Annotated in this window: 24 protein-coding genes; 14 read left to right on the forward strand and 10 right to left on the reverse strand. The window is 67.5% G+C overall.

Annotation, left to right across the window (positions count from 1 at the left end; all coding sequences use genetic code 11):
- Positions 1 to 115: 115 nt before the first annotated feature.
- The 4 genes from AAF481_03750 to cmk are packed head-to-tail and all read left to right on the forward strand — an operon-like array spanning position 116 to position 3232.
- Positions 116 to 913 carry a segregation/condensation protein A gene (locus AAF481_03750; protein MEM7480266.1) on the forward strand — a complete coding sequence of 266 codons (798 nt, stop codon included), beginning with the start codon at positions 116 to 118 and terminating at the stop codon, positions 911 to 913.
- Positions 910 to 1635 carry an SMC-Scp complex subunit ScpB gene (gene scpB, locus AAF481_03755; GenBank protein MEM7480267.1) on the forward strand — a complete coding sequence of 242 codons (726 nt, stop codon included), beginning with the start codon at positions 910 to 912 and terminating at the stop codon, positions 1633 to 1635. The genes AAF481_03750 and scpB overlap by 4 nt, the downstream gene beginning before the upstream one ends.
- A gap of 8 nt (positions 1636 to 1643) precedes the next feature.
- On the forward strand, positions 1644 to 2555 hold the full coding sequence (locus AAF481_03760) for a pseudouridine synthase (protein ID MEM7480268.1): 912 nt from the start codon (positions 1644 to 1646) through the stop codon (positions 2553 to 2555).
- Positions 2552 to 3232, forward strand: a complete 681-nt coding sequence (gene cmk / locus AAF481_03765; protein ID MEM7480269.1) for a (d)CMP kinase — start codon at positions 2552 to 2554, stop codon at positions 3230 to 3232. The genes AAF481_03760 and cmk overlap by 4 nt, the downstream gene beginning before the upstream one ends.
- On the opposite strand, the gene AAF481_03770 is transcribed toward cmk, so the two are convergent.
- From AAF481_03770 to AAF481_03815, 10 genes are all read right to left on the reverse strand, one after another.
- Positions 3229 to 5403, reverse strand: coding sequence for a right-handed parallel beta-helix repeat-containing protein (locus AAF481_03770; protein ID MEM7480270.1), 2175 nt, complete (start codon positions 5401 to 5403; stop codon positions 3229 to 3231). The two genes, cmk and AAF481_03770, sit on opposite strands and share 4 nt — an antisense overlap.
- An 84-nt stretch (positions 5404 to 5487) precedes the next feature.
- Positions 5488 to 6594 carry a hypothetical protein gene (locus AAF481_03775; protein MEM7480271.1) on the reverse strand — a complete coding sequence of 369 codons (1107 nt, stop codon included), beginning with the start codon at positions 6592 to 6594 and terminating at the stop codon, positions 5488 to 5490.
- A gap of 7 nt (positions 6595 to 6601) precedes the next feature.
- Positions 6602 to 7117, reverse strand: coding sequence for a serine O-acetyltransferase (locus AAF481_03780; protein MEM7480272.1), 516 nt, complete (start codon positions 7115 to 7117; stop codon positions 6602 to 6604).
- Between the two features lie 3 nt (positions 7118 to 7120).
- Positions 7121 to 7912 (reverse strand): polysaccharide deacetylase family protein, encoded by a 792-nt coding sequence (locus tag AAF481_03785; GenBank protein MEM7480273.1) that lies wholly within the window; start codon positions 7910 to 7912, stop codon positions 7121 to 7123.
- Entirely contained in the window at positions 7909 to 9042 is a 1134-nt protein-coding gene (locus AAF481_03790; GenBank protein ID MEM7480274.1) for a glycosyltransferase, read from the reverse strand. The genes AAF481_03785 and AAF481_03790 overlap by 4 nt, the downstream gene beginning before the upstream one ends.
- The gene (locus AAF481_03795) at positions 9039 to 10484 is read right to left on the reverse strand and encodes an oligosaccharide flippase family protein (GenBank protein MEM7480275.1); all 1446 of its coding nucleotides are present in this window, start codon (positions 10482 to 10484) and stop codon (positions 9039 to 9041) included. The genes AAF481_03790 and AAF481_03795 overlap by 4 nt, the downstream gene beginning before the upstream one ends.
- A gap of 168 nt (positions 10485 to 10652) precedes the next feature.
- Complete coding sequence (locus AAF481_03800; GenBank protein ID MEM7480276.1) at positions 10653 to 11021, reverse strand: metalloregulator ArsR/SmtB family transcription factor; 369 nt, start codon at positions 11019 to 11021, stop codon at positions 10653 to 10655.
- Between the two features lie 5 nt (positions 11022 to 11026).
- Positions 11027 to 11467, reverse strand: coding sequence for an SRPBCC domain-containing protein (locus tag AAF481_03805; GenBank protein ID MEM7480277.1), 441 nt, complete (start codon positions 11465 to 11467; stop codon positions 11027 to 11029).
- Between the two features lie 168 nt (positions 11468 to 11635).
- The gene (locus tag AAF481_03810) at positions 11636 to 12538 is read right to left on the reverse strand and encodes a glycosyltransferase (GenBank protein ID MEM7480278.1); all 903 of its coding nucleotides are present in this window, start codon (positions 12536 to 12538) and stop codon (positions 11636 to 11638) included.
- A 32-nt stretch (positions 12539 to 12570) separates the two neighbouring features.
- The gene (locus AAF481_03815; protein MEM7480279.1) at positions 12571 to 13665 is read right to left on the reverse strand and encodes a Glu/Leu/Phe/Val dehydrogenase; all 1095 of its coding nucleotides are present in this window, start codon (positions 13663 to 13665) and stop codon (positions 12571 to 12573) included.
- Positions 13666 to 14126: 461 nt separating this feature from the next.
- Here AAF481_03815 and queG point away from each other — a divergent pair, with 461 nt between their 5' ends.
- The 10 genes from queG (at position 14127) to AAF481_03865 (ending at position 23429) form a co-directional block, all read left to right on the forward strand.
- Positions 14127 to 15257, forward strand: a complete 1131-nt coding sequence (gene queG / locus AAF481_03820; GenBank protein MEM7480280.1) for a tRNA epoxyqueuosine(34) reductase QueG — start codon at positions 14127 to 14129, stop codon at positions 15255 to 15257.
- A 145-nt stretch (positions 15258 to 15402) separates the two neighbouring features.
- On the forward strand, positions 15403 to 17292 hold the full coding sequence (locus tag AAF481_03825; GenBank protein MEM7480281.1) for a 30S ribosomal protein S1: 1890 nt from the start codon (positions 15403 to 15405) through the stop codon (positions 17290 to 17292).
- Between the two features lie 79 nt (positions 17293 to 17371).
- Entirely contained in the window at positions 17372 to 17650 is a 279-nt protein-coding gene (locus AAF481_03830) for an integration host factor subunit beta (protein ID MEM7480282.1), read from the forward strand.
- Between the two features lie 6 nt (positions 17651 to 17656).
- Positions 17657 to 18163, forward strand: a complete 507-nt coding sequence (locus AAF481_03835) for an HIT domain-containing protein (GenBank protein MEM7480283.1) — start codon at positions 17657 to 17659, stop codon at positions 18161 to 18163.
- Positions 18164 to 18186: 23 nt separating this feature from the next.
- Positions 18187 to 18594, forward strand: a complete 408-nt coding sequence (locus AAF481_03840) for a DUF6677 family protein (protein ID MEM7480284.1) — start codon at positions 18187 to 18189, stop codon at positions 18592 to 18594.
- The gene (locus AAF481_03845) at positions 18591 to 18782 is read left to right on the forward strand and encodes a hypothetical protein (GenBank protein ID MEM7480285.1); all 192 of its coding nucleotides are present in this window, start codon (positions 18591 to 18593) and stop codon (positions 18780 to 18782) included. Before AAF481_03840 ends, AAF481_03845 begins: the two co-directional genes overlap by 4 nt.
- A gap of 20 nt (positions 18783 to 18802) precedes the next feature.
- Positions 18803 to 19978, forward strand: coding sequence for a lipid-A-disaccharide synthase (gene lpxB, locus AAF481_03850; protein ID MEM7480286.1), 1176 nt, complete (start codon positions 18803 to 18805; stop codon positions 19976 to 19978).
- Positions 19978 to 21816 (forward strand): ABC transporter ATP-binding protein, encoded by a 1839-nt coding sequence (locus AAF481_03855; protein MEM7480287.1) that lies wholly within the window; start codon positions 19978 to 19980, stop codon positions 21814 to 21816. Before lpxB ends, AAF481_03855 begins: the two co-directional genes overlap by 1 nt.
- Positions 21817 to 21825: 9 nt before the next feature.
- A complete protein-coding gene (locus tag AAF481_03860) occupies positions 21826 to 22554 on the forward strand; it encodes a lysophospholipid acyltransferase family protein (GenBank protein ID MEM7480288.1) in 729 nt (242 codons plus the stop codon).
- Positions 22551 to 23429, forward strand: coding sequence for a YicC/YloC family endoribonuclease (locus AAF481_03865; protein ID MEM7480289.1), 879 nt, complete (start codon positions 22551 to 22553; stop codon positions 23427 to 23429). Before AAF481_03860 ends, AAF481_03865 begins: the two co-directional genes overlap by 4 nt.
- The last annotated feature ends 3 nt before the right edge of the window (positions 23430 to 23432 follow it).

Genomic DNA, 23432 nt, shown 5'->3' on the forward strand with positions numbered 1-23432 from the left:
GCCGAGGAGTCACCGTGTCAGAGAAGGTTACCGAGAAGAACGTCCTCTCTTCACGCCCGCGTTCGGCGGTCGGTTTCGACGACGGTCGGCCGCGCTGCGGAGGAACCGGCGCGCGATGACCCGAGTTCCGGCCGTCAGCGGCCTGCTGCCGGAGTCCTGGCGGGTCCGGCTACCGATTTTCGAAGGTCCCCTCGATCTGCTGCTCCACCTGATCAAGATGGACGAGGTGGACATCACCGACATTCCGGTGGCGCGGGTGTGCGACCAGTTCCACGAGTATCTGGGGCTGATGGAGGAGCTGAATCTCGACATCGCCGGCGAGTACATCTACGAGGCGGCGCTCTTGATCAACCTCAAGTCGAAGATGCTGCTGCCGCAGCCCAAGCCGGGCACCGGCCGCGACGACGAGGGCGATCCGCGAGAGGAACTGGTGCAGCGGCTGATCGAGTACCAGAAGCTCAAGGAAGCGGCGCAGTCCCTGGCGGAGGTCCACCAGGTGCGGCGCGGCATCTGGAGCCGCCAGCCGGCGCCGCTGCGGTTGGTGAAGGACGAGGACGAAGAGGTCGATCTGGGCGATCTGTCGCTCTACGATCTGGTGGGCGCCCTGAAGACGGTGTTCGACCGCTTCGAGCGCGAGAATCCGCCGCCCTACCGGCTGAGCGGCGAGTCCTTCTCGGTCAAAGGGCAGCTCCAGCGGCTAATGGAGGCGATTCCGCGGGGGCGGCCCTTCGATTTCTTGGACGATCTTCGCAGCCGATCCTGCCGCGCCGAGGCGGTGTCGGCTTTTCTGGCGGTGCTGGAGATGGCCCGCATGAACCTGGCTCGGCTCCACCAGACGAAGGCCGGTGAGATTTTGCTCTACCGCACCACCCGGGAACTCGACGCGGAGGAGCTGGAGGCGATGTCCGAATGACCACCCGGGCTGAAATGGAGGCCGCCCTGGAGGCGGTGCTGTTCGTGTCCTCGGCGCCGGTGCCGCGCAAGAAGCTCCTGGAGCTGTTCGAGGACGACGACGCGGACACCGCGAAGGAGGCGCTGGCGGCGGTGCTCGAGCGCTACGCCGGCGACGACCGCGGGGTGATGCTCGAAGAGGTGGCCGGCGGTGTGCGGCTGGTTACCCGGCCGGAACTGCACGGCTGGCTGCGGCGCTTTTTCGAGGTGACCGGCGCCAGCAAGCTGTCGATGGCGGCGGTGGAGACCCTGGCGATCATCGCCTACCGGCAGCCGGTGACCGGCCCGGAGATCCAGGAGCTGCGCGGGGTGAGCCCGTCCGGGGTGCTCAAGACCCTGCTCGAAAAGCACCTCATCCGCATTGCCGGCCGCAAGGAGGTGGTGGGCAAGCCCTTCCTGTACTGCACCTCGCGGGAGTTCTTGGTGCACTTCGGCTTGAAGAGCTTGAAGGATCTGCCACCGCTCGAAGATCTGGAAGAGTCGCTCGCCGCCCAGCTCCTCGAACCGCTGGAGGAGGCGCCGCCGGAGCCGGGCCTCGAAGGCGGCCCGGAGCACGACCGCGAGGAAGCCATTCTGCGCCAGGCGGCGGAAGCGGAAGAGGCGGCGGAGGAGAGCGACGTGGAGGCGGACGCCGAAGGCGCGGACGAAGAACCGGCGGCGGTGTCCGAAGGGCAGGCTTCCTGAGGGAACCCATGAGCCGAGCGAATCCACAGCGTCTACAGAAGATTCTGGCCCGCGCCGGAGTTGCCTCTCGCCGCGCCTCGGAAGACTTGATCGAGGCCGGTCGGGTGACGGTGAATGGCCAGGTTGCCACCTTGGGCGACAGCGCCGACCCGCAGCGCGACGCCATCAAGGTGGACGGCAAGCGCGTCCAGGCGCCGAATCCGGAGACCTACCTGCTGCTCAACAAGCCGCGGGCGGTGATGTCCACCCGGTTCGATCCGGAGGGCCGCCCGACGGTGATGGATCTGGTGCCGCCGCCGCTTCGCAAGGCGTTGGTGCCGGTCGGCCGCCTCGACTTCCTCACCGAGGGTCTGCTGCTGCTGACCGACGACGGCGACTTCGCCCACCGCGTCGCCCACCCGCGCTACGGTTGCCGCAAGCTCTACGAGGTGAAGGTCAAGGGCGAGCCGCAGGAGCGCGATATCGAGCGCCTGCGCGCCGGCATCTTCCTCGACGGTAAGCGCACCCGGCCGGCGGTGATCGAGCGCCGGCGCACCGCTCGGCGGCCAGGGGAGAAGATGAGCAACTCCTGGTGGACGGTGGAGATCGGCGAGGGCCGCACGCGCCAGATCCGCGACATGTTCCAGCGCATCGGCCATCCGGTGTCGAAGCTGCGGCGGGTCGCTATCGGCCCCCTACGAGACGACCACTTGGGCCTAGGAGAGATCCGTCCGCTGACCGAGCGGGAGGTGGCGGCTCTGATGCGGACTTCCTCCGGCAAATCGGACGGAGGCAAGAAGGCCGCCGGCAAGGGACTCGCTAGAGGACCGGCGAAAGGGCGGAACAAGAAAGGGCCGGGCGGTCCAAGGTCCGGATCTAGGCCCGGAACGAAATCCCGCGGCGGCAAGAAGCCATCCTCTCGGGGACGGCGTCAGCGATGAGTCTGGTGGTCGCCATCGACGGCCCCGCCGGGGTCGGCAAGAGCACCGTCGCCCGGCGGCTGGCGGCGCGCCTCGGAGTACCGTATTTGAACACCGGCGCCATGTACCGGGCGCTCGCCCTGCGGGTGCTCGACCACGGGGTGGATGTGGCGGACCGGAGAGCCGCCGAAGCCGTTGCCCTGGCGGCGGAGCTGGAACTGCGGCCGGGAGCCGACGGAGAGGTGCGGGTGATCCTCGACGGTGAGGACGTTTCGGACCGCCTCTACGTTCCGGAGGTCGGCGCGGCGAGTTCCCAGATCGCCGCCTACGGCGCCGTCCGCAAGCGGCTGGTGGCTCTGCAGCGCTCCTGCGGCGAAGCGGCCGGCGGGGTGCTCGAAGGGCGCGACATCGGTACGGTGGTGTTCCCGCACACGCCCTACAAGTTTTTCGTCACCGCCCGTCCGGAGGTGCGCCACCACCGGCGCTGGCAGCAGTTGCGCGACGCCGGCGACGAGGTGAGCCGCGAGCAGGTGGCGGCGGAGATGGAGCGGCGCGACCGGCGCGACGCCGGCCGCAGCGACTCACCGCTGGCCTGCGACGCCTCCTACCGCGAGGTGGACACCTCCGACGTGTCCATCGACGAAGTGGTGGACGAATTGGAACAGGCCGTCCGGCGAGGCGGCGCTGACCAAGGCTAGGGCACCCCGGCCTCCGGTTCTCCCGACTCGAAGAAATCGGCAAAGATCTCCTCGGCGCACTGCGGTGCGTCGCTCCCCAGGCGGACCAGTGCGTCCGCCAACTCGGCGCGCATCTCGGCGGCCTCCGGCCAGGGGCTCCCCGGCACCATCGGTCGCGGGCACAGGGTGCGGAACATGTTGCGGTAGATCGAGGCGAAGGCGAAGCTGCCGCCGGCGCCGTCGATCAGGGTTCCTTCCTGCTGGATGAACTGGCCGTCCAGCAAGGGGTCGAAGGTCGAGCGGCTGACCGCATTGGCGCGCAGCAGGATGCGGCCGCTGGGAGTGTCCGGGTCGCTTTCCGCCCACTGGGCGTAGGTCACCAGCAGCGGGAAGGGCGCCGGCGCGTCGCCCACGTCGAGGCCGCGGATCATGTTGCCGATGTAGTCGCAGTTGTCCTGGTCGCTGTCGCTGTAGAAGGCCATGTTGTTCTGCAGGTTGTCGCCGCTGTCGTAGACGTAGTTGCGCTCCAGGAAGTTGCTGGCGTGGCGCTGAAAGCCCGAGACGTAGACGTAGCCGTTGACCAGGTAACCCCGGCCCCGGCAGACGTCGATCAGGGCATTGCCCTCGATTCGGTTGCCGTGGTTGTAGACGAACTGCATCGCCTCCCGGGAGCCGGCGCCGAGGTCGTCGAAGGCGAGGATGAAGTCGGTGACCGCCTGGGGGATTTCCTGGTAGTGGAATTCGCGGACGGTGCTTACTCCGGCGCCCTCCGTCTCGCCGTGGGAAAGCATGGCGAGCTGCCGCGGAGCGGTGAGTACGATGGCGGTGAAGTCGGTGTCGGCGATGTAGTTCGAGGCCACCCGGTTGCTGGAGCTCTGGTCGATCATCAGGGCCGGCGCGGTCCACTTTTCGCGGCCGGTGGCGGAGATGTGGTTGGCCTCGATCCGGTGGTTCTTGTTCACGTCGCCGCGGCCCGGGGCGCGGCCGGTGAGGACGATGGCCTCGCGGCCGAGCTGGCGGAAGATATTGCCGGCGATGACGATGTTCTGGGCATAGCGGTCGAGGCGCAGGCCGGTGCTGCCGCTCTTCTCGAAGGTCGAGCGGCGCACGGAGCAGTTGCGGGCGTTGCGGAAGCGCAGCAGGGCAGTGCCTTCATCCACCACCGACCAGTCGTGCTGGGTGGTCACGTCTCCCGGCTGCATGACGTAGAAGTCCCCGCCGGTGAAGGTGATGCCGTCGAAGTGGATGTTCTCGATTGGGGCCGCGAAGTCCGCGTTGCCGTCCACTGTGCCCTCGTCCACCCGGATCAACTCCACCAGCCGCGGCACCGAGAGATCGCCGGTACCGGCGAGGGGCCAGTGGTAGAGGGTGCCGTCGAGGCTGGCCCACTCGCCCGGCTGGTCGATGCCCTCCAGGCTGTTCAATACCCAGTTGCGGTTGGGGATGTCGTCCTCGGAGGTGTCGCGGCGCATTTCGTAGAGGGCCGGAATCTCGGTGAAGATGCGCCGCTCTACCGCGTTGACCGAGGCGATGGGGAGGATCTCCTGGGTCCAGGCGTGCTGTGATTGCCGCAGGTCGTACTGGCCGGCATGGGACCAGTCCGGTGCGGCGAAGCCGGCGGGGTAGCGAATGTCGCTCTTGTTGGCCTGCACCGCCGGGTCGTCCCAGGTGCATTCGACACAGAAACTCGTCTCCGTGGCGGCGAAGGGCGCGGTGGCGGAGCGCGGCAGCCAGTCCTCGCCGGCGTCGTGGAGAAAACGCACGTGGTCGATGCCGGCGGGCAGCGGTGCGTGCTGGATCGGGCCGCGAAATGGACTCCAGCCGGTGACCGGCACGAGGGAGGTGAACACCGGCGTCGCCCCCTTGTCCGCCCGGTAGGTGATCCGCTGACCGGGCGAGCCCGAATCCGCCGGGCCGAGGACTACCGTTTCCGTGAAGAGGTAGGTGCCGTCCCGAAAGACCACATCGATGGCGCCGTCGCCGTCGAGCACACCGCGTACTCGCTCCACCGCGCCGGCGAAGGTGGCCAGCGGCGCGAGTTCCGTGCCGGGATTGTCGTCGTCACCGCTCGGGTCGACGAAGAAGGTCTCCTGGGCGTGGGTGCCCGAGGCGAGCAAGGCGCAAGCGAGAAACAGAGTGGCTCCGCTCCATGCGCCAGGGGATCGAGATGTCGAGGATTGGTTCAACGGCATGGGGGCCTCCGGAATGGCGATTCCAGAGGAGTGACCCCGGTCGCCGGGAACGTTTCAACAGGACGGATCGGAGCCGCCGGAGGGTCAACGGATAGAGACCAGGCGCGGCTCGGAGAGCTCACCGCCGGCCGGCAGTTCCCGCACCACCAGCGAAGAACCGGCGGCGGTGTGGATGCAGCCGGTCATCAGCAGCCAGCGGTCGGGGACAGGGCGCAGCAGGTAGTCCCAAGCGAGGGTCACCCCGTCGCGGGTGGTGACCGTCGGCGACAGCTCGCCCTCCACCTTCCAGCCTGCTGCCGGACTCCAGCCGGTCAGCACCAGGCGCGGCTCGTCTTTGCGTCGGCGGTCGAACCAGGCGAGGGCCAGGTGCGATGAGCCCGCGCTGGCGCCGGTGGGCACGTCCACCTGGTAGTCGACCCCCGGCCGCCAGCTTTCGGTCTGCTGCACGCCCCAGGGGGTCCAGCGGCTGAGGCTCCAGCGGCTTCCGCCGTCGGCGGTGAGGAAGGTGCGCCCGGCGATATCGACCAGCGCCGCGTTGCGGTCGGCGATGGGGATCAGCTCGCCTTCCACGCCGCGCGGCAGGCCGCGCAGCCAGGTGGAGGGTGCCTTGCCGGCGGCGAAGCGAGTGGAGCCGGAGATCACCGCCTCCGCAAGGTCCGGATCGGGCCGCACTCCGGCGGCGCCGCCCAGGCGAACCGCCGCCCGTCCGTGGGGACGCCACTCGCCCTTCTCCAGACGAAAGGCGCTGCCCTGGAGACCTTCGCCGACCCGCCGGTGGAGGAGGATCCAGGGGCTTCCGGAGCGGTCCCAGGTGGAGTGGAGGGTGGCCCCTCGGGGCACCGGAAAGGCTTCGCCCAGGGGAGCCCAGGCGCCGTCCCGCCAGCGCACCGGCTGGGCGCAGGTGTCGCCGCAGGACGACAGCGCGAAGATCTCTCCCGGACCGGTAGAGCCGGCGTAGATGGTGCTCTCGTCCTGTCGCCATGCCCGCGCGTCGCCTGTTCCGTCCAGGGAGACCCACCAGCGCTCGCCGGCGGTGGAGGTGATGGTGAGGAGAGAGGTGCCGGAACGGGTGTCGAAGGCGAAGGCGGTCACCCCGCTGGCGGCGTCGCAGGTGAACTCTGCCGCCGTTGCCGCCGGCAGCAGTAGCCACAGGAGAGCCGCGGCGAGACCTGCCAGAGGTGTCCGTTTCACGATTCCCTCATGATGCGAGAACCCTGGCCGGCACGCCGGCGGCGGTGGAGCTCGGCGGAACGTCCTGCAGCACTACCGCGCCGGCGGCGATCATCGCGTCGTCGCCGATCTCGATGCCGCCGAGGATCTTGGCTCCGGCGCCGATGGTGACCCGGTCGCCGATCCGAGGACAGGCCAGTTCGTCGAAGCGCACCTCACCCAGGGTGACGCCGTGGAGCAGGGTGCAGTCCTCGCCGATCATCGTCTCGCCGCCGACCACCAGGCCGATGCCGTGGGCGATGATGAGGCCGCCGCCGATGTCGGCCCGGGGCAGGATGTCGACGCAGCATGCGCTGATCGACCAGCGCCGCAGGATCGCCGGCGCCAGGGGAAAGCCCCAGGCCTTGAGGGTGTGGGCGGCACGGTGGGCGAGGACGGCCTGGAAACCGGCGTCCAGGAATACGGCGTCGAACAGCGCCGGCCAGAAGGAGCGGCCCTTGACGGTGCGGAGGCGGTGGAAGTCCCGCCGCAGGCGCGGCCACATGGTCTAGGTGGTCTCCTGCCGCCTTCTCCGGTTGCGCAGGGCGCCGAGCAGGCCGAGGCGCGGCAGGCGGCTCCACCAGCGGTAGGCGCCGCTCGCCTTGAGGCGCAGCTCGAAGGTGGTTTCGCCGGGTCGGAGGATCATGCGGGGGAGGGCCAAAGGGTCGCGGCGATCGGTGCCGGAGACGCCGTGGATGGAGACGGCGGCGCGGTACCCGGCGGCCTGCACGGCTTGCCGATAGCGCCCGTCGAAGCGACCCCAAGGGTAGCAGAAGGTGTCGACGGGACGACCGATGGTCGCCTCCAGGTCGGCCTTGGAGCCGGCCGTCTCGGCCGGGAAGTCGTCCGTCTCGAACTCTTCGAACGGCCGGTGCGAGCGGCTGTGGGAAGCGATCTCGAAGCCTTCCTCCGCCAGCGCTCGCAGGGCGTCGCCGTCGAGCAGCGATTCGCGGCGCTCGCCTTTCGCCCGGTCCCAGGCATTCTCGCCACCCAGGGCGTCGGAGACGGCGAAGAGGGTGGCGGTCATCGAGCGTTGCCGCAGCAGCGGCACGGCGTGCTCCAGGAAGCAGGCGCAGCCGTCGTCGAAGGTCAGCACCACGCACTTGCCCCGAGCCTCGCCGCGCGCCGCCTGGGCGAGGGTGACGGTGCGGTAGCCCCAGCCTTCGAGGAGCGCCAGGTGGCGGTCGAATTCCTCCGGCGTCAGGTAGCTGGTGGAGAACACCGTCGGAGGGTCGAGCGGCGCCGGCTCGACGTGGTGGTACATCCATATGGACGGGCAGGCAGCCCGGAAGGGACTCATCCTTTGCGCCTCGTCTCGTCGATAATTTGTTTGAACAGCCGGGCGTAGGCGTCCGCCGTCGCCTCGGCAGAGAAGCCCTCGGCCCGCCGGCGCGGCAGGCCTTGCCAGTCGTGCTCCAGGGCTTCGGCGAGGGCGTCGGCGTAGGCGGCGGTGTCCTCCGGATCGGCGAACCGCCCGGCTTCGCCGATCACCTCCCGGCGCACGGCATCGTCCGGCGCGACGCACGGCAGCCCCGACGCCATCGCCTCCAGGTAGGCCAGGCCGAAGGATTCGCTGATCGAGGGCAGGGTCAGGACGTCGGCGGCGGCGTACCAGCGGGGCATCTCGTCCCGCGGCACGGTACGGCGCAGGTAGCGCGTCGGTCCCAGGGAGTGGGCCGCTTCGTCGAGAGCGGGAGCCTCGGGACCGTCGCCGAGCACCAGCAGGCTCGCCGGCTTTCCGCGGCGGTGCAGCTCTCGGACGGCGGCGCGGGTGCGGTCGATGCGCTTGTGGGAGTCGACGGCGCCGGCGGTCATCACCACCGGACGGCCGAGGCCCGTGTCCACCGAATCGAGGCCTGGACGAAAGGCCGCCAGATCCACGCCGTGGGGGATCACCTCGATGCGGGCCTTCGGCGCCGCGTCGGCGATCATCCGTTCGGCGGCTTCGGTGAAGGCGACCACCCGGTTCGGTCCCTGGCGGGCGAAGGCCCGCTCCCACTTCGGGCTGTTGCCGTGGGCGATGTCGACGAAAGGGGTGCCCCGGAAACGCCGCAGCGCCCGGGCGAGGCGAGCGCCCATCAGGCCGCCCTCCATCACCAGCAGGTCGTAGCGGGCGCGCCACAGGTGCGGCAGGGCGGCCAGCGAGGCCGTCGCCCATTCGACGGAGAGGGGGTCGAGCCACAAGGTGTCGAGGACCTTGCGGCAGAGCTTCAGCCGGTAGACGGCGCGCATCAGCGGGTGATCGCGGCGTAGCGCCGAAACCCGCCGGTGTTTCACCGCCGGATGCATCGCCGGCCGCTCGCCGCGGCCGAGGGTGGTCACCTCGAATCCGCGCTCCACCAAGGCGCCGGCCAGTTCGACGACGAAGGCCTCGGCGCCGCGCTCGACCACCCCAAGGCCGGACATCAGGAAGGCCACCCGCGAACTCACGAGGACGCCTCCTTGTCGGCATGGCCGGCCGGGGCGAAGAAGAAGCCCATGACCGGTGCCCGGAAGCGCAGGATCAGGACCGCCGCCGCCAGGGCGCCGGCGACGACGGAGGCGGCGAAGCGGCTCCAGGAGCCGTCCGGGAAGGCCCACGCCACCAGCGCGAAGGCGGGCAACGGCACCAGGTAGACGAACAGGAGTTCGCGCAGTAGGTGCCAGAAGTCCGGCCCGCAGATCTTCGCCATGCGCCAGGCCATCACCAGGTTGCCGAGCAGCAGATAGTTGGCCCAGGCCATGCCCGGGGCGCCGAAGGGCGCGGCGAGGAGAAAGCCGAAGGTGAGGAGCGACGCCATGTTGACGAGCACGATCAATAACCACAAGCGGTCCTCTTCGCGCACCTTCAGAACTTCGCCGCCGAGGCGGGTGAAGGGGTCCACCAGGGGCAAGAAGCAGAGGATCTTCAACAGCGGTACCGCCTCCGGCCACTGGTCGCCGAGCAGAATATTGACCAGCACCACCTCGGCATTGAAGAACAGGAAGTAGGCGGCGAGGGTCTCCAACGCGAGGATGGTGACGGTACCCAGGCGGTAGGCGTCCACCAGCCGCCGGCGATCGCCGCGGTACTCCACCAGCGCCGGATACACCACCCGCAGGAAGGCCGGCAGGATCAGGATTTGGAGGCGCAGACCCCACTCGTAGGCCTTGTCGAAGAAGCCGACGGCTTCACTGCCGGCGGAGTCGTAGGCGGCGACGAAGAAGCGCTGCACGTAAGGGATGGGCACCGCCGCCAGGGCGATCAGCAGGAGGAGCGCGCTCTTGCGCAAGAGGCCCGGCAGGCGCCCGGGATCGCAGCCTAGGGGGATGCGGCCGCGGGCCCGGAACCACACCGCTGCGGCATAGAAGGCCGCCGCCGCCAACTCGCCGATCACCAGGCTCCAGACGCCGTGGCCGAGGGCTGCCAGGGTGATGGCGACGGTGGCGTAGAGGGCGCCGCGCAGGATCTCCGGCGCCACCAGCTGGCGCACCGCCAGGCGGCGCTCGAAGAACACCTTGGGGACCACCGCCACGCCGTCGAGAAAAACCCACAGCCCGAACCAGCGCATGACCTCCGGCAGGCTGGGATCGAAAAAGGCCAGCGGCTGCGGCCACAGCATCAGTAGCGCGCTGATCAAGGCGCCGGTCGAGAGCACCCAGGCCAGCACTTCGCCCCACGGCTCGCGCCGGTCCCGCACCAGGTGGTAGGTGGTTCCCGAGTCGCGCAGCAGAGCGGCGACGATGGTCACCGCGCGGGCCAGGCTGAAGACGCCCCAGCCCTCCGGCACGATCAGCCGGGCGAGGGCGAGTTCGGCGGCGGTGCGGATGAGCACCCGTCCGAACTGGCTGCCGTAGGCCGACAGGGCCGACGAGAGAAAGCGCTTTTCGGTGCTGCCGCCGGGAGAGGTCATGGATTCTGGCTACCTGCGGAGGGGCCGGCCGCCGGCCCAGGGGCCAGGCGCGCAGGGAACTGCAATGGGGCGGTGAGATCGGCCATGGCCGGTCGCGATCTTACTGCAAAACCTATGGTTTGCGGCGATCGGAGCCTGCCTAGACTCGAGAGGGGGATTGGAATGAGGCTAGGGCTCCTCCTCAGGAGGTGAAGGGGCCGCCGGGTGCCTTTCAAGATCCTTCTTGAGATCTGTCAGGCGGCTGGCCCAGAGGTCTTGATAGTCGTCGACCAGATCCTCGTAGATCCGGCGGATGGGTACGACATTCAGCGAGTTGAGGCGCCGGGAACCGTCCCGGCGCACGGTGATCAGGCCCGCCTCTCGCAGCACCGCCATGTGTTTCATCACTCCGAAGCGAGAGAGGTGGGGGAGGGCGCTGACGATCTCGGTGGTGGCGAGGGGGCCTCCACGCAACAGCTTGAGGACGCAGCGCCGAGTCGGATCCGCCAGCGCCTTCCAGATCGGCTGCAGATCGTCTGATGATGGATCTTCAACCATTTGTTCTAGGACTCGGCGCCTTGCTGAACGGCCTCGAGCATGCTGCGGAACCCCTGCTGGATTCCCTCTCGATGGTCGTCTTGGAGGAGGCCGAAGGCGGAGTAACGAAAGGCCAGCCGAGTGCCTTGGTCGGTGGCGTGGAACCGGATGATCATGTGGCCGGCGACCGGGTAGGACATGAACATCGGGCCGTACAATTCCAATAGGGTGGGTGGCCGGTAGGACTGGACGAATCCCCATAGGTGCCCCTGATCGTCTCCGAGATCTCGATACCAGCGCCCTCCCGGTCGGCGCTCCAGTCGGAGCGGCAGCGGATGGGGGCCGCCGTGGTGGTCTTCCGTAAGGCGCTGAATCATGCCTTTGAAGACGTCCTCCGGGCGGGCTTGGATGTCGATCTCCTGATCGAAGTGGAGGACGGTGGGTTCTTGAGCTAGGGCTTCTGTCACGGTGAGCTCCTTTGTGGAGTGTCGATTAATGATGAATAAATAGTAACGTGACAAAATAGTAACGTCAAGGGCAGCCCAGCCGAGGGCACGATCCTCGGGTTCGAAGAGCGTTTGGCGCCAGTGGATCATTCGAGCCCCAGCGAATTCCGGAGGGTGGAACCTTGGAGCCTACGAGGAGCTGCTAGAGGGAGATGAATCCCTTTCCGGCCAACATTGGAGAACCGCCCGGTACCAAGCTCGTTTGAAGGCGACGACGCCGGGAAAGGCGCGCCAGGCGTTCCAGACGGTGCGGTGCCGGAGGAAGATGCCGAGGGTCGAGGTGACCGCCTTGAGGGGGGCCGTGGCGGCGAGCAGGCGGCGGTCGCGCCAGGTGATGCCGCTGCCGAAGTGGCCCGGGTGGCGCGCCGCGAAATCGTGAAACTGGCCCCCGTACCAGGTGGCGTGGCGTATCAGGTCGTCACGGGTTTGGCGCACCGCCCCGTGCTCGACGACCGCCGCCGGATCGAATGCGGTGGGCAGCCCGGCCCGCCGGCAGCGCAGGATCCAGTCGAAGTCTTCGCTGGTGGTGAGCGCTTCGTCGAAGGGGCCGACCCGCCGCCAGGCGTCGCGGGTAACGGCGAGGTTGAGGGAGCCGATAGGCAGGTCCGTGTCGTCGTCCTCCGGGCGATCCGCCAGCAGCTCATGAAAGGAGGCGATGTTGTCCGCCAGGGCCCAGCGGGAGCCCTGCACTGGGAAGGCGACGGCACCGCCGATCACCGGCCGGTCCACGCCCAGGCGGCGTCGGTGGCGCTCTAGCCAGCCGGCGAGGGGCCGGCAGTCGGCGTCGATGAAGAGCAGCCGATCCCCGGTCGCCTCGGCGACGCCGAGGTTGCGCGCCGCGGCGGGGTTCAAGGGGGTGGGCGTTTCCAGGAACCGGACCGAGTCGTCCCGCGGGATCTGGCCGGGCGCGTCGCGCCCGACGACGATCACCTCGGCGCCGTCGCCGGGGGCGCCCTCGCTGGCCAGTCCCGCGAGGGTGCGGCCGATCCAGGGCGAATCGAGACTCGGGATGATGATGGAGGTGTCGATCATCCGCCGATACCGGTGCTCGTTATGGGCGGTTCTTATTGGAGCTGGCTGATGAAGCGGCCCCACTGGCGACCGCCGAGGGCTTTGATGGTGTCGATGCGCTCTTCGGCCACCCGGTCGCCGGCCTCGGAGGTCGGGATGTTCTCCGCGTCGGCGATCTCGAACACCCGGTTCAGGTTGAGGAAAATGCTGCGGGTCATGCGCAGTGCCCGTTCCTGGTTGTAGGTGCCGGTCAACTCGTTGTAGACATTGATCAGGCCGCCGGCGTTGATCACGAAGTCCGGGGCGTAGAGGATGCCGCGGTCGGCCAGCGCCCGGCCGTGGCGGTCGCCGTCGTGAAGCTGGTTGTTGGCGGCGCCGGCCACCACCTTGCAGCGCAGGCGGGGGATGGTGTCGTCGTTCAGGATCGCACCCATGGCACAGGGGGCGAAGATGTCGCAGTCCACGTCGTAGATCTCATCCGGCGGCACGATCTCCACGCCATAGCGCGAGGCCGCTTCGGAGGTCGCTTCCGGGTCGACATCGCAGCCGAGCACCTTGGCGCCTTCATCCTTGAGGTAGGAGGCCAGAAACAGGCCGACGCTGCCGAGGCCCTGGATGGCGATCGACTTGCCCGTCAGATCGACTTCGCCGAATTGCCGTCGCGCTGCCGCCTTGATCCCCTGGAGGGTGCCGTAGGCGGTCACCGGAGACGGGTCGCCGCTGCCGCCGTGGGCCGGCGCCACACCGGTGGCCCAGCGCGTCTCGGTGAAGACGATGTCCATGTCTTCCATGTCGATGCCGACGTCTTCGGCGGTGATGTAGAGGCCACCGAGGGAGTCGACGTAGCGGCCGAAGGCGCGAAACAACGCTTCGCTTTTGTCGGTCTTCGGATCGCCGATGATCACCGCCTTGCCACCGCCCAGATTGAGGCCGGCGGCGGCGGCTTTGTAGGTCATGCCGCGGGACAGCCGGAGCACGTCGGTCATCGCCTCATCCATCGACTTGTAGGGATACATGCGCACGCCTCCGAGACCCGGGCCGAGGATCGAAGAATGGACGGCGATGATGGCCTGCAAGCCGACTTCGGGGTTCGAGCAGATCAGCACCCGCTCGTGACCCTTCTCCTTCATATGACCGAATACGTCCATCTCTCCTCACTTTCCAGGCGTATCGGCAGGCTGTTGAACTACGGCTTCGCCGAAGCTGTCAGCAGACTTGCCGCTTGTTATCCCAAGGGGGCTAGGCGCCCCCTCAGCCGAAAAACTGCCGATTCGGCTTCACCCCGTCCCCGGCGCTTCCAGCGCCTCGCCCTTCGGGCTCGGAGCGGAGAGCCAGCGGAGTTCTCCCGCTCCTCACGTCTACGCTCGACGCGCGGGCACTGGTGCCGTCCAGAGCGACGGCGAGACCTACCGGTACCGGAGGCAGTGTTTTGAGCTGCCGAAGCGGCTCAGGTTGTTCGCGGTGAACTTCGCGCATGGGCTCTCGAAGGACGAGAGCGATTACGACCGACCGGGCGGATTCTATCCGAACGGGGGGGCGGCTTCAAACCCAAGGGGGGCCCTCCGCCGACTTCGGCGGGGATTCTCCAGGCCCGTGTAGGATCCTCTCCATGGACCGTGCCGAAACCCTTGTCCGGTGGGCTTCCGAGGCGGGCTTCGACCGTGCCGGCATCGCCTCCCTCGAGCCGATCGAACGGGGGGAACTGCTGCGCCGTTGGCTGGAGCGGGGTGACCATGCCGGTATGGCCTGGATGGAGCAGCGGAGCGCCGAGCGCGTCGAGCCTAGACGCATCCTCGAAGGGGCGAAGAGCGCTCTTTGTGTGGCGGTGCAGTACGCGCCCCTGGCCGGCGCAGTCGAGGCGGAGGGCGATCTCTGGCCGCGGGTGGCCCGCTACGCCCACGGCCGCGATTACCACAACCTGATGGGCAAGCGGCTGCGCAAGCTGGCGAAGCGCATCCGCCAGGCCTTTCCCGGTAGCGAAACCCGCGCCTACGTCGATACCGGGCCGGTGCTGGAGCGGGAACTCGCCGCCCGCGCCGGCCTGGGAGTGCAGGGCAAGAACACCTGCCTGCTGAGCCGCGAGGGATCCTTCTTTCTGCTGGGGGAGATTTTCACCACCCTGGACCTGGCGCCGTCGGAGCCGCTGGCGGATCTGTGCGGTCGCTGCACCCGCTGCCTCGATGCCTGCCCGACGGGCGCCCTGCCGGAACCGTACCGGCTGGATGCCAACCGCTGCATCAGCTACTGGACCATCGAGCACCGCGGCGCCATCCCCGAGGAGATGCGGCAGGGGATCGGCGAATGGGTATTCGGTTGCGACGTCTGTCAGGAGGTCTGCCCCTGGAACATTCGTCGCCAGTCGCCTGCCGAACAGCCGGACCTTCACCTGCCGCCGCAGCGGGCGGAGCTCGATCTGGCGGGCCTCCTCGCCCTGGACGAAGAGTCCTACCGGGAGCGCTTTCGAGGCAGCGCCATGCAGCGGGCACGGCGCGAAGGACTGCGGCGGAACGCTGCCCTGGTGATGGGGAATCGCCGTGACCCACGCTACCGGGAGCCCTTGACGGAGGCTCTCGAGGACGACGATCCGGCACTGCGCGCCCAGGCCGCCTGGTCCCTGGGCCGCCTCGGTGCCCGCTCAGTTCTCGCCGGCGCTCGCGAGCGGGAAACGGATCCGGCGGTGGCCGAGGAGCTCGACCGCGCCCTCCAGGTCGCCGCCGAGCCTTTTTCTACGGGCACTTAGCTCGCCGCCTCGGTTGACACCCCCGGAGGGGGTCCCTATACTCGTCGATCCCGAGTTCTCAGGGACTTAGCGGGGGCTCGCGCTCTTCCCGGGAGAAGAGCCCAGGCGTCAGCCTGAATCCAATCACTAGGAGGTATTTCGTTTCATGCAGTCCACGGAAGAACAAACTGACCAACCGACTCCTGCGGTGGAAGAACCGGTGGAGGCCTCCGTCGAGGCCTTGACCAGCGCCGTAGATGAGGAGGCGGCGAGCGAGCACATCGTCAACATGGAACCTCACGCCGAGGACGACGAACAAGCTGCCGCAGACGCCGAATACCAGAAGCTCGTCGACATGTACGACGAGAGCATGAAGAATCTCGTCGAAGGTGAAATCGTCACCGGTCGGGTCATCGGCCTGACCTCCAACGAGGTGATCGTCGACGTCGGCTACAAGTCGGAAGGCTTGGTGCCGAAGGGCGAATTCACCACCCGCGCCGGCGAGTTGACCGTCGCGGTGGGTGACGAAGTCGAAGTGTTGCTGGAGAAGACCGAGGACGTGGAAGGCCACATCCTGCTCTCGCGCCAGAAGGCCGAGCGCATGATGCGCTGGAACGAAATCGAAAACGCCTACAAGAACGGCCTGATCATCAATGGCCGGATCATCGACCGCATCAAGGGCGGCTTGACCGTCGATGTGGGTCTGCGGGCGTTTCTGCCGGGCTCCCTGGTCGACATCAAGCCGATCAAGCACCTCGAGTCGCTGCGCGGCGAGGAGCTGGAGTTCAAGGTGATCAGCCTGGATCGCCGCCGCAACAACATCGTCCTGTCGCGCAAGGCGGTGCTCGAGAAGGAGTTGGAGAAGAAGAAGGCCGAGACCATCACCCTGCTGGAAGAGGGTGCGCGCCTCGATGGCGTGGTCAAGAACATCACCGACTACGGTGTGTTCATCGACCTGGGCGGCATCGACGGTCTGCTCCACATCACCGACATCTCCTGGGGTCGGGTCAACCATCCGTCGGAGCACTTCGCCGTCGGCGACGAGGTCGGCATTGTGGTGCTCAAGTTCGACCCGGAGACGGAGCGCGTCTCCCTCGGCTACAAGCAGAAGAGCGAGGATCCCTGGAACCTGGTCGATAAGAAGTACCCGATCGGCTCGCGGGTTTCCGGCAAGGTGGTCAGCCTGGTGGACTACGGCGCCTTCGTCGAGATCGAGGAGGGGGTCGAGGGCCTGATCCACGTCTCCGAGATGAGCTGGACCAAGAAAGTGGTCAATCCGGCTCGCATTCTGGAGGTGGGCGACGAACTGCAGGCCATCGTCTCGGAATTGGACATGGGCCAGCGGCGCATCAGCCTGTCGCTGCGCCAGACGGAGCGCAATCCCTGGGAGGAGCTGGAGGACATCCACCCGATCGGTTCGATCATCGAGGGCAAGGTCCGCAACTTGACCGAGTTCGGCGCCTTCGTCGAGATCACCGAAGGGATCGATGGCCTGATCCACGTGTCGGACATGAGCTGGACCAAGCGCGTCAAGCATCCCAGCGAGGTGCTCAAGAAGGGCGACCTGGTCAAGGCTCGCATCACCAATATCGACGTCAACAACCAGCGGGTGTCGCTCTCCATCAAGGAGTTCATGCCGAACGAGTGGGAGGACTTCGTGTCCAGCCACCACGTCGGCGACACGGTGGACGGCAAGGTCGTCAACGTCACCGACTTCGGCCTGTTCATCGACATCTACCAGGGCCTAGAGGGCCTGGCCCACGTCAGCGAGATCGACGTCGGTCCGACCCAGAAGCTGGAAGAGGACTACTCCGTCGGCGACTGGGTGCGCGCCCGCATTCTGCGCATCGAGGACGACGACAAGAAGGTGGGCCTGACCATGCGCGGTCTGCTGCAACCGACCTCGGAGGAGGTCGAGGAGCTGGAGAAGTCCGCTGGCAGCGAGGGCGGCGGCGAAATGTCGACCCGTCAGGCGGCTCGCGAGCACGTCGTGATCGAAGCTTCCCAGGGCGAAGAAGACGACGAAGACTCCGACTCGTCCGACGAAGAAGAGTAGAACCTAGAAACGGCGGCCTCTCCGCGGGGTCGCCGTTTCTTTTCCCGTTCGAGGGGGAACCGTGCCAGTACGAGACGGAATGACCAAGGCCGAGCTGGTGAACGAAGTGGCCAGTTCCACCCAGCTCACCAAGAAGCATGCCGAAATCATCGTCAATACGGTGTTCGACAGCATCGTACACTCGCTCAAAGAAGGCGAGAAGATCGAGCTGCGCGGATTCGGTTCTTTCCGCATCCGCAACCGCGGGCCGCGGATGGGCCGCAACCCGAAGACCGGCGAAAAGGTGCAGGTGCCGGCGAAGCGAATTCCGTACTTCAAGCCCGGCAAGGAGCTGCGCGAGCTCCTCAACGCGAAGTAGCGCCGAGTGAACAGCCTGGCGACGCCCTGGAGGTCACAGTACGTGGAGGGTCAAGCCGGGCCGCGAGGGTCCGGCCAGGCGGAGCAATCCGCCAAGAGTTGTTTCTTCTGCGACGCTTCTGCGAACCCCGACGACGATGATTCGCTGGTGGTCTTCGAAGGCGCGGACCACCTGGTATTGCTCAACCGATTTCCCTACGCCAGCGGGCACCTGATGGTCGCCCCCAAGAACCACCGAGCGCGGCCGGAGGACGATTCTCCGGCCACCCAGGCGGCCTTCTGGCCGCTGGTTCTGCGCTGCCGCGACATCCTGAACCGGGCCTACCAGCCGGACGGTTTCAATTTGGGCATGAACCTGGGGAGCGCTGCCGGCGCCGGCGTGCCGGACCACTATCACTTCCATATCGTGCCGCGCTGGCGCGGCGACACCAATTTCATGAGCAGCGTCGGCGAAGTGCGGGTGATCCCGGAGGACAGCTTCGCCGCCCGCGACCGCCTGCGACAACTCTTCTAGACCCACCTTCGAGGAACTTTGCGTTGAGCAAGAGCGAACCGGAGGTTTCCTCCGATCCCAAGCGATCTCTGATGCTGGCCCTGGCCGCCTGGGTGGTGCCCGGTCTCGGTCACTTTCTGCTCGGCCGCCGCCTGCGGGCGCTGGTCTTCTTCGCCCTGGTGGTTGCCGCCATCGTCATCGGCTGCGGCCTGGAGGGCAAGCTCTACCATCCGATTGCCGGCCGGCCCTTGACCTGGCTCGGCACCGTCGGCTCCATGGGCCTGGGGTTGGCCTACTGGATTCTCGAGCTCGGCCTGAACTACGAGGCCGAGCTCGCCGGCGCCGGCTTCGAATACGGCACCGCCTTTCTGCTCACCGGCGGCCTGATGAATCTGCTGCTGGTGATCGACACCTGGGATATCGCCCAGGGGCAGAAGGAGGTGGCGGAGTGAGCCACTTCCTGCTGATGGTGGTGTATGCCCTGATCGTCAGTCTGTTCTTCACGACCCTGTGGCGGCGGGAACGGCGTGCTCAGATTCGGCTGTTCCTGCAGATCTTCCTGGGCATGGTCGGCGGCGGACTGTTGATCGCTTGGCTGATGTACCCCTTTCCCTCCGGTCCGCCCGCACCCTTTCCCTGACCCCGCGTGATGAGCGTTCCTTGCCCGGCCCGCTGATGATTGTCGCCGGAGAGGCCTCCGGTGACCTGCACGGTGCCCGCCTGCTGGCCGAACTGCGCCGCATCCTGCCGGAGCTCGAAGCCTTCGGCCTGGGCAGCGACGAGCTGCGCTCCGCCGGCCTCGATACCCTGGCGGACAGCTCCGAAATCTCGGTCGTCGGCATCGTCGAGGCGCTGAAGATCCTGCCGCAGGCCCGTCGGCTGTTTCGCAAACTGGTAGACGGTGCCGTCGTGCGCCGGCCTGCCGCCGCGCTGTTGATCGACTCACCGGACTTCAATCTGCGCCTGGCGAAGCCGCTCAAGGAACTGGGCGTCGAGGTCATCTACTACATCAGTCCGCAGGTCTGGGCCTGGCGCAAAGGGCGGGTGCACAAGATCCGGCGGCGGGTGGATCACATGCTGGTACTGTTTCCCTTCGAGGTCGAGTTCTATCGCCGCTACGGCATGGACGTGACTTTGGTCGGCCATCCGTTGGTCGACGAAGTGCCCGAGCTGCCACAGCGTTGGGAGCGCCCCGACGCCGCCGGCGGGCCGTTTCGTATCGCCCTGCTGCCCGGCTCGCGGAAGAGCGAAGTGGAGGCGCTGCTGCCCAGCCTGGTGGGTGCAGTGGACCGGCTGGCGGAGCGTCTCCATTCAGGCCACCGGGCGATCGAAGTGCGGCTGGTGCGGGCTCCGGCGCTGTCGGTGGACTGGGTGAACGAACGGCTCGCCGCCCTCGCTCCGGAGACGGCGATCGAGGTGGTGTCGTCGAAGCGCTTCGAGGTGATCGCCGACAGCCATCTGGCCCTCACCGCGTCGGGCACCGCCACCCTCGAAACGGGACTGCTGACCACCCCCATGATCGTCGTCTACCGCCTCGCCACCTGGACCTACTGGCTCGCCCGCTGGATGGTGCGCCTGCCGCACTTCAGTCTGGTCAATCTGGTGCTGGGCCGCGGTGTGGTGCCGGAGCGCTTGCAGAAGGATGCGGAACCGGCTGCCTTGGCGGAAGAGGCCTACGCTCTCTTGACGCACCCTCAGCGGTGCCAGGAGATGCGCCACGCCTTGGCGGAATTGCGCGGCCGCCTCGGTCAGCGCGGGGCGAGTACCCGGGCGGCCCGGGCGGTCGCAGAGATTCTTGTTCCCGGGGGAGCGGCCGCCGCGGCGGAGGAGGTCTGATGGCCGTGTTTTTTTGGCGCTATTTGCGGCGCTACCTGGGAACGGGCGCCTTGGCGATCTTTGCGATTCTCGTCTTCGCCGTCACCACAGGAACCTCGGCGGCCCTCATCAAGCCCATCTTCGCCGAAGTCTTGCGCACTGACGAGGTGCCCGGCTTCGCCAGCCTCGGCGACACCGACGAGGAGGAGGATGAGAAGCCCGGTCCCTTCAATGTGGCGGGGCATTTCGACGAGTGGTACGACAACCTGAAGGACGACTTCGGGATCGACGAGGGCAACGTCTTCATTTTCTTGCCGCTGCTCTTCGCCTTGGTTTTCATCCTTCGTAACGTCGCCAACTTCGTCAGTGGCTATTCCTTCCAGCGCATTGGCCTGGGGGTGACGACGGATATCCGCAACGACCTCTACGAGAAGATCCTCGGCCAGTCCAGCCGCTTTCACTCGCGCCATCCGTCCGGCGAACTGATGGCGCGGGTGGTCAATGACGTTTCGCTGATGCAGAACGCCGTGTCAAACCGCCTGTTGGACATGATCCAGCAGCCGCTCACCCTAGTGGTGCTAACCGCCCTCTTGCTGTCGACCCACCTCTCTTTGGGGCTGGTCTGCCTGTTCGTGGCACCGGTGCTGCTCTATCCCATCGTCCGCTTCGGAAAGGGCATGCGCCGCACCAGCCATAGCAGCCAGGAGCGGATGGCGGACATCGCTTCTTTGATGGGTGAAGGCGTGCGCGGGTTCCGAGTCGTGAAGTCCTTCGGCATGGAGGACTTCGAACTGGAGCGCTTCGAGCGCGCCACGAATCGCCACAAGCGGGTGAATCTGCGAGCGCAATTGTTGTCGAATCTCTCCAGCCCGGTGGTCGAATCCCTGGCGGTGATCGGGGCTGCGGCGCTCTTGATGTGGGCCGGCTGGAAGGTTTACGGCGGCGAGCTGGAGGGCTCCGAACTGGTGATGTTCCTGACCACCCTGCTGTGGATGTATGACCCCATCCGCAAGCTGAATAAGGTCAATCTGATTCTGCAGGAGGCCCTGGCCGCGGGCCACCGCGTGTCATCGCTGATGGCGACGCCGAACGACATCGCGGAACGGCCCGACGCTCGCGACATCACCCGGGTGGAGCAGGGGGTGACCTACGAGGGGGTGGGCTTCGCCTACGAGACCCAGCCGGTCCTCGAAGGGGTTGATCTGGAGATTCGCCGCGGCGAGATCGTCGCCCTGGTGGGCTCCTCCGGCGCGGGCAAGTCGACGATGGTCAACCTGCTGTCGCGCTTCTTCGATCCGAACGAGGGCCGCATCGCCATCGACGGCATCGATCTGCGGGACCTGCGCCTGGAGAGTCTGCGCGCCCTGATCGGAGTGGTCACCCAGGAGACGGTGCTGTTCAACGACACGGTGCGCAACAACATCGCCTACGGCCGCCAGGATCTGCCCGTCGAGGCGGTGCGCGAAGCGGCGGCGGCGGCCTATGCGGACGGCTTCATCAGCGAGCTGCCGAAGGGCTACGACACGGTGGTGGGGGAAGGCGGCATGCGCCTTTCCGGCGGCCAGCGGCAGCGCCTGTCGATCGCCCGGGCACTGCTCAAGAACGCCCCGATCCTGGTGCTCGACGAGGCGACTTCGCAGCTCGACAGCGAATCCGAAGCGCTGGTCCAGAAGGCGCTCTACAACCTGATGGAGGGGCGCACGACGATGGTCATCGCCCACCGCTTGTCGACGGTGATGCGCGCCGATCGCATCGTGGTGATGGACGCCGGGCGGGTGATCGAATCCGGCACCCACGACGAGCTGCTCGCTTTGGGCGGCACCTACAAGCGCCTCTACGACCTTCAGTTCAAGGCCTGAGACTCTTCGGTGTCTGGGGCCATAGAGGAAGGAAGGGTCGCGAAGAAGGCGGCGGGCGGCTGGCAGGTCGCGCTGGCGTCCTTCGCCGTGGCCTGGTCACTGCGCCTCCTCGGCTGGACGGTGCGCACGCGCTATGAGGGGGCGGAGCGGCAGCGCCGCTGGGAGCGCGAGGGGAGCCAGTTCATTCTCGCCTTCTGGCATCGCCACCTGCTGATGATGCCGAAGCTCTACCGCGGGCGGACGGTGTCGATCATGATCAGCCAGCACCAGGACGGCGAGATCGCGGCCCGCGCTGTGCGCCGCCTGGGGGTCGAGTCTACCCGCGGCTCGTCCACCCGCGGCGGGGTTGGAGCCCTCAAGGCGCTGGTGCGCCAGGCCAAGCAAGGATATGACCTGGGTTGGGCGGCGGACGGTCCCAAGGGACCGGCGCAGGAGGCCAAGGCCGGGGTGGTGGCCGGCGCCCGCCTGACCGGTCTGCCGATTCTGCCGGTAGCCTTTTCGGCCACCCGCCGGTCGGTGCTCGAGAAGAGTTGGGACAAGATGCTGATCCCGTGGCCCTTCTCGACCCTCTGGTACGTTGTGGGAGAGCCGGTGTGGGTGACCGCCGAGGATGACCAGGAAGTGGCCCGGCGTCGGGTGGAGGAGGCCTTGCGGGCCGTGTCGCGCCGCGCCGAGGAGTTGGCCGGGCACGGTTCCGGGGGCCGGCCGGAAAATCATCGAGAAGGGGAAAGTCCATGAGGAGCATGACCGGCTACGGCGACGCGGCGGAGGCCAACGACCGCTATTCCGTCGAGGTCCATCTTCGATCCGTCAATCATCGATACCTCGAGATCCGGGCGCATCTGCCGGACTTCGCCCGTCACTCGGAGCCGGCTTTGCGGGAGTTTCTCGGCGGAGAGCTCTTCCGCGGCCGGATCGACGCCTCCGTCGAAATCCGCTCCTTCCACAATCCGTCACCCAAGGTGCGGGTGGATTCGGAGGTCGCCCGGGCTTGTTCTGAGACCGCCGCCCGGCTGGAGGAGTCCGGCTGGCTTTCCGGTGGGGTCCGCTTCGGCGATCTCCTGCGCCTGCCCGGTGCCGTCGAGGTGGAGACCGCACAGGCGGTCTGGCTGCCCAAGGACCAAGCGCAGCTGCTGGAGGTGGCCGGCGCGGCTCTCGGCCGGCTGGTCGAGGCGCGTTCCCTCGAGGGCGACAAACTGCAGGCCGTTCTGCGCGAGCGGGTCGATGGGCTGCGGCAGTTGGTGGAGCGCCTCGCCACCCGGCGCGCCGAGGTCCGCGATGGTCTGGCGGCGCGGCTCGAGGAGCGGCTTGCCGAGATTCTGGTGGATGTCTCGGTCGACGAGGATCGCATGCTCCAGGAGGTGGCGGTGCTCGCCGATCGCGGCGATATCGCCGAGGAACTCGACCGGTTGGCCTCGCACCTCGACCACTTCGAGGAGGCCATGGCGGGGGAGGGCTCCATCGGCAAACGACTGGATTTCCTGGCCCAGGAGATCTTCCGGGAACTCAACACGGTCGGATCGAAGGCGCGCAATGCCGACCTGACCCGTGGCGTGCTGGACGGCAAGGTGCTGTGCGAGCAGCTCCGGGAGCAGGTGCAGAATGTCGAGTGAGGC

The organism is Acidobacteriota bacterium (genome assembly GCA_039030395.1).
Taxonomy (GTDB): domain Bacteria; phylum Acidobacteriota; class Thermoanaerobaculia; order Multivoradales; family JBCCEF01; genus JBCCEF01.

Coding starts and splice junctions, on each gene's coding strand:
- AAF481_03750 (MEM7480266.1), top strand. CDS start 116: ATGACCCGAGTTCCGGCCGTCAGCGGCCTGCTGCCGGAGTCCTGGCGG.
- scpB (MEM7480267.1), top strand. CDS start 910: ATGACCACCCGGGCTGAAATGGAGGCCGCCCTGGAGGCGGTGCTGTTC.
- AAF481_03760 (MEM7480268.1), top strand. CDS start 1,644: ATGAGCCGAGCGAATCCACAGCGTCTACAGAAGATTCTGGCCCGCGCC.
- cmk (MEM7480269.1), top strand. CDS start 2,552: ATGAGTCTGGTGGTCGCCATCGACGGCCCCGCCGGGGTCGGCAAGAGC.
- AAF481_03770 (MEM7480270.1), bottom strand. CDS start 5,403: ATGCCGTTGAACCAATCCTCGACATCTCGATCCCCTGGCGCATGGAGC.
- AAF481_03780 (MEM7480272.1), bottom strand. CDS start 7,117: ATGTGGCCGCGCCTGCGGCGGGACTTCCACCGCCTCCGCACCGTCAAG.
- AAF481_03785 (MEM7480273.1), bottom strand. CDS start 7,912: ATGAGTCCCTTCCGGGCTGCCTGCCCGTCCATATGGATGTACCACCAC.
- AAF481_03795 (MEM7480275.1), bottom strand. CDS start 10,484: ATGACCTCTCCCGGCGGCAGCACCGAAAAGCGCTTTCTCTCGTCGGCC.
- AAF481_03800 (MEM7480276.1), bottom strand. CDS start 11,021: ATGGTTGAAGATCCATCATCAGACGATCTGCAGCCGATCTGGAAGGCG.
- AAF481_03810 (MEM7480278.1), bottom strand. CDS start 12,538: ATGATCGACACCTCCATCATCATCCCGAGTCTCGATTCGCCCTGGATC.
- AAF481_03815 (MEM7480279.1), bottom strand. CDS start 13,665: ATGGACGTATTCGGTCATATGAAGGAGAAGGGTCACGAGCGGGTGCTG.
- queG (MEM7480280.1), top strand. CDS start 14,127: ATGGACCGTGCCGAAACCCTTGTCCGGTGGGCTTCCGAGGCGGGCTTC.
- AAF481_03825 (MEM7480281.1), top strand. CDS start 15,403: ATGCAGTCCACGGAAGAACAAACTGACCAACCGACTCCTGCGGTGGAA.
- AAF481_03830 (MEM7480282.1), top strand. CDS start 17,372: ATGACCAAGGCCGAGCTGGTGAACGAAGTGGCCAGTTCCACCCAGCTC.
- AAF481_03855 (MEM7480287.1), top strand. CDS start 19,978: ATGGCCGTGTTTTTTTGGCGCTATTTGCGGCGCTACCTGGGAACGGGC.
- AAF481_03865 (MEM7480289.1), top strand. CDS start 22,551: ATGAGGAGCATGACCGGCTACGGCGACGCGGCGGAGGCCAACGACCGC.